This is a genomic window from Eubacterium sp., assembly GCF_057858645.1.
The window spans coordinates 1-4,550 of record NZ_DBLZZO010000048.1; the positions used below are offsets into that span (position 1 = coordinate 1).

General features: G+C 32.3%; 7 protein-coding genes. All 7 read right to left on the reverse strand.

Annotation, left to right across the window (positions count from 1 at the left end; translation table 11 throughout):
• The coding region (locus ACZM4J_RS12015; RefSeq protein WP_489486268.1) for a protein kinase domain-containing protein at positions 1–1,265 on the reverse strand (1,265 nt) is incomplete at its 3' end.
• Positions 1,266–1,363: 98 nt separating this feature from the next.
• Complete coding sequence (locus ACZM4J_RS12020; RefSeq protein WP_118030802.1) at positions 1,364–1,585, reverse strand: hypothetical protein; 222 nt, start codon at positions 1,583–1,585, stop codon at positions 1,364–1,366.
• Positions 1,585–1,836, reverse strand: a complete 252-nt coding sequence (locus tag ACZM4J_RS12025) for a TNT domain-containing protein (RefSeq protein WP_118030803.1) — start codon at positions 1,834–1,836, stop codon at positions 1,585–1,587. The genes ACZM4J_RS12020 and ACZM4J_RS12025 overlap by 1 nt, the downstream gene beginning before the upstream one ends.
• Positions 1,837–1,852: 16 nt before the next feature.
• Positions 1,853–2,422, reverse strand: a complete 570-nt coding sequence (locus ACZM4J_RS12030) for a suppressor of fused domain protein (protein ID WP_005363462.1) — start codon at positions 2,420–2,422, stop codon at positions 1,853–1,855.
• A gap of 45 nt (positions 2,423–2,467) precedes the next feature.
• Entirely contained in the window at positions 2,468–3,631 is a 1,164-nt protein-coding gene (locus tag ACZM4J_RS12035; RefSeq protein WP_215723935.1) for a polymorphic toxin-type HINT domain-containing protein, read from the reverse strand.
• A gap of 115 nt (positions 3,632–3,746) precedes the next feature.
• Positions 3,747–4,307 (reverse strand): T6SS immunity protein Tdi1 domain-containing protein, encoded by a 561-nt coding sequence (locus ACZM4J_RS12040; RefSeq protein ID WP_005360952.1) that lies wholly within the window; start codon positions 4,305–4,307, stop codon positions 3,747–3,749.
• Between the two features lie 12 nt (positions 4,308–4,319).
• On the reverse strand, positions 4,320–4,550 hold a 231-nt coding region (locus ACZM4J_RS12045; protein WP_489486271.1), incomplete at its 5' end, for a polymorphic toxin type 15 domain-containing protein.

Below are 4,550 nucleotides of genomic sequence, written 5' to 3' on the forward strand. Positions count from 1 at the left end.
GTTTTAACAATTGTCGGTGAAGAATCTCGTGCAAATTCAATATCCTCTCTCAATTGCTTATACGAATGGTAATATCTATCATTATCCGGATTTCTATAATCATTATCTCGTGATCTTGTACATTTTCTAATTATTTTTTCCAGTTCCAAATGATAATGTGATGAAGTTAACGAAAGATCTCTATCACAATATGCTTCATTATTCAGAACATATTTTCTGTAATAATCATATGATCCACCCTCACCTTTATCTTTTGCAAACTCTCTGCTTTTTGTATACAATTCAAAAATATTAAGACACTCCCAGAAAGTTGCGCCAAAAGAAAATATATCACTTTCTATTGTCATCTTCCCTAGTTCCACTTTATTCTTGTCAAGTGGATATTTTGAATCATTAATTGGTTTAACATAGTTTTCCGGAGCCGCATATCCCAATGTTCCATATTGGAACATTCTTTCAATTCTTTCTTCTGTATTATAATCTGCTCCTGCAAGTTGACTTTCTATGTAGTTATGTTCATTTAATGTTCCTGACCTGCCAAAATCAATTAAAATTAATTCCCTACCATAGCGGGTAACCATTATATTGTCAGGTTTTATATCTAGATGCAATATTCTGTTCTTTTCTGTAACATATTCCATTATGTCACACAGATTAATCATAAAATTATATATTTCATTTTGATAACGAATTATACTTTTATAATCTTTCTTATAACTTTCAATTTTACTATTCTGCAATTCAGAATTAAATTCATGAAAACTAATTTTTTCCTTTAATCCATATTGCAATTCTTTGGTAGCTGTTAATTTCCAATAAACATCTCTGCAATATTCTTCTAATGACCATCCATCGACAAATTCTTCTACTACACAAAAAAATCTGTCTTTGTCTATTAATAATGGCTTGCCACCTTTAGGAATATGCTTATCTAATAATGAAAAATCTCCCAAATCCTCAATTACATCATATATTCTTACTACTGAACGGCAATTCTGTAATTTATCAAATATTTTCAAATCATTTTCTTTAAAACGTGTTAGTACATCGATTCCTTGTTCCTCATTGTCCTTTGTACTCATCCTTATATGCTTGTATTTAAATTTCAAAACACAAGACATAACAATCTTTCTGTCTTTAGATATTTTTAATCCTTTATAAACAATACTTTCTGTACCTGTTGCAATATATCCGTCTTGACTTAATCCATACGAACTATCAATTTGATATATAAAGTCTGATCCTCTCATTTCATTTGAATTCATCTTGTTTTATTTACCTCACGCTTCAATAATTTGCTTTATACTTTCACTTATTTAATTAAAATTTTGGAGATGATTGTCACTAACTACCAAAATAGAGTTTATTCAGTTAATCTCTTGCAAATGTATTCTAATGCTTCACTTTCACTATTAAAATATTTATTTGTAGTTTTGCAACCTCTTTCAGCGTAATATACATTCCATCCATGTTCATCTTTGTTCAAGTAAAAGCGCTCATCATCACGTCCTGTTCCCTCTATATTATAATAAAAATTAGGAACGTGGTTTTTTTTCATGATTTTTATAAATTCTTTTTTATCCATTATAATATCTCCCTCAAATATCCAACCTTTACCAATCTCTTAATCAACGCTTGCATTTCAATTTGAATACCCATACCTAGCATATTGAACGTAGATTCGATAGTCGATGTAGTTACATTATTAATGTCCTTAACAACAGCATACTTATGATATGCCCATAAATTATCTCTGTATGGCAATGCTCTTTGACCAAAAGGTGTTCCTACCGGAGAAGTATATTGTCCATATTTAGAACCATATCTGTCAATAATAGTTCCTTCTCAATCCCTATATTATTGATTTTCTATATATGTCAAACACATCGACATTTTTTTCTTCTAATAGTTCTTCGAATTTTTCATCACCAAACTCTTCAATGTATTCTAATTCTTTGTCGGAAATTGGCACCATATATAACCAATTAATAATTATATTTTCATATTCTATTCCTTGTAGCTTCTCCCAGAATATTGGAATAGTATAATAAATATGCTTCATTTCTAGTTCATCACAATAATCCGCGATAGCATCAATCGCCACCATTCCTGGCTTACATATGTAATTATCTTTAATAATATTAAATGCACACGACGCAACAATATTAGGAAATTCGCTGAAATCACTATTACACATTCCAATATATTCTACTCTGATTTCTCTTCCGTCACTACAAACCAAATCAACTGGAAACTTTGATAGTCCAATAGTAGAGTATGTGTTAAGCCCTATATCTGGCCTATCTTCTCCAATATAAATATCAATACTGTTTTCATTTGTGTCATCTGCAAAAGCTAACACTTTAGGTGCAAGTTTTATTTCTTTATGAAGAATTTGAAAAATATATTTTTTTTGTTGCATATTTCCTTTCTCCTATTTCTACTTTTTCTATTTTTTATAATATAATCATGGTCCTAGATATAAATCTGTTAAATCTTCGCATACGTGACTCCTATTTGATGACGGCAATTCTGGTCTATAATGTGAAGGATTATTATGTTCATCTAGAAACTGTTTCCTAGTAATTCCTCTTTCCCGTGCACTTGCTCTATGTTTTCTAAACTCATACCCAGGCTTATGTCCCATATCCCATGGTTCATCTTTACTCATTGGTCGTCCTGTTTTAGGATCGTGAACTATACCATCTGGAGATGCTTTTTCAACTTCTTCCCATGCTTTATCTCTTACACCTTTTCTGAATCCCGAAGGACGACTATATGCATCACCTGCATTATGAACAAGAATATGCATATCTCCTACATAATACGTATGATACTCATCTACTTTAAAGTTATATACCTCTGCACCATCAGCGTTTGTTTCTCTAAGTAAATTATCAACACGTACTACATTTCCACTGTTGTTTAATAATTCACTATCTATTACAAGGCTCATTGCAGGGACAAAACCTTTTCCCTCGACCCAAAATGGATGGTCTGCTGTAGTAACTATTTCTTCTTCTCCAATGAAAATATGTATCAAATCATTTGTCTTTCTTACAAATGTATCTAATACCTCTTTGTATTTTCTTTCCATCGTATCTGTATCTGCTGCTAAAACCCTATCTCCAACCTCGATGTCTTCGATTTTTTTTAATCCATCTATTGTTAATACTAAAGTTCCTGCGACAAAACACTTCATAGTTGTTGTCATACCACCGGTAAATACTGCAAGTGCCGACACACTTATTTGAAATACATTATAAGCTTTATTTGAATGTAGCTTTTTATTTAAATCAGCAATAGGATTATTTTTATTATCAATTGCCATATCAGCTAAAGAAATCATATCAAATCCAGCCATTCCAAGGCTCAGCACTTTTGATACCGCTGCCGTTCCCTTTATTGCTTTTCCGAGTTTTGATGCACAACTGATTCCCTTGCCTAATGCGGATCCGGCAACTCCAAGTCCTGCAAAAGCTGCGCCTCCAATAGCACCGCCTACTGCACCTGAAAAAGCACCATCTTCAAATCCGTCAAGGAAAGAACCGCCTTGGCTCATACTTTCCAGTCCACCGGCAACACCACCGATAACTGCTCCTGTTATTGCTCCCCAACAGGCTCCAAGCAATATTCATTACTTGAATCATTTTATTAATTACAGATTGATTTCTATTTACGGAATATATTTTTTATTCAGATAATTCTTCAAATCCTTTTAACATATACTATACTCCTTGTGTTTATTACATAATTATCGACTTCATATCTGATATAATTCCAACCATCTCAATTATTACTTCAATATGCTCCTTTGTTTTTATTTTTTTAAGATTATCAACCGTCTCATTTCCTCCCAAAGCGAGTAATGGGACATAACCAAAGCATTCTTCAAATTCAACTCTCCCATGTTTTTCGACAGCAGCATTATAAAGAATATTCTTAAACATTCTTTCATTCATAAAAGAATCGCCAGCAAACACCTCAAACATCTCCCAACCAGTTGCAATTACACTATAATATCCATAACGATAATAAATAATATCAACTCTCCCCTCACTATTAATAGTTATTATGTCTCCAAAAGCTGTTAACATAACTGGAACCACTCCCTCATAGTCTGCAAAAGACTCCCGAAGTATCTCAATATATTCATCCGGATTAACTACTTTAAGAAATCCGTTCATCATGCTTCCAGTACCGTATTTTTTCCAAATAGAAATTAATTCTTTTGGAAGAATATCACTATATTTTTTTATTACATCATTTCCAATTTCATTTTCTCTATGAAAGTCTCTATATATCATCTATGTTCCTTTCTAGTTACCTATCGATAACTCTACATCTAAATGTAAATTTTTCCAACCATTAGTATTAGTGGGATTTGATTTTATGTAGTTGCTAATTTTCGAGTTTACATAATCGTCTAATACATTAACTCTACTCTTCCATTGGCTTCCAATTGATGAATTTATTCCCGAATTTCCTAAACCGGTGATATTATCTGCTCGCCCCCCAGCAATTTGATCGGGACCATGCAATGCAGCTAA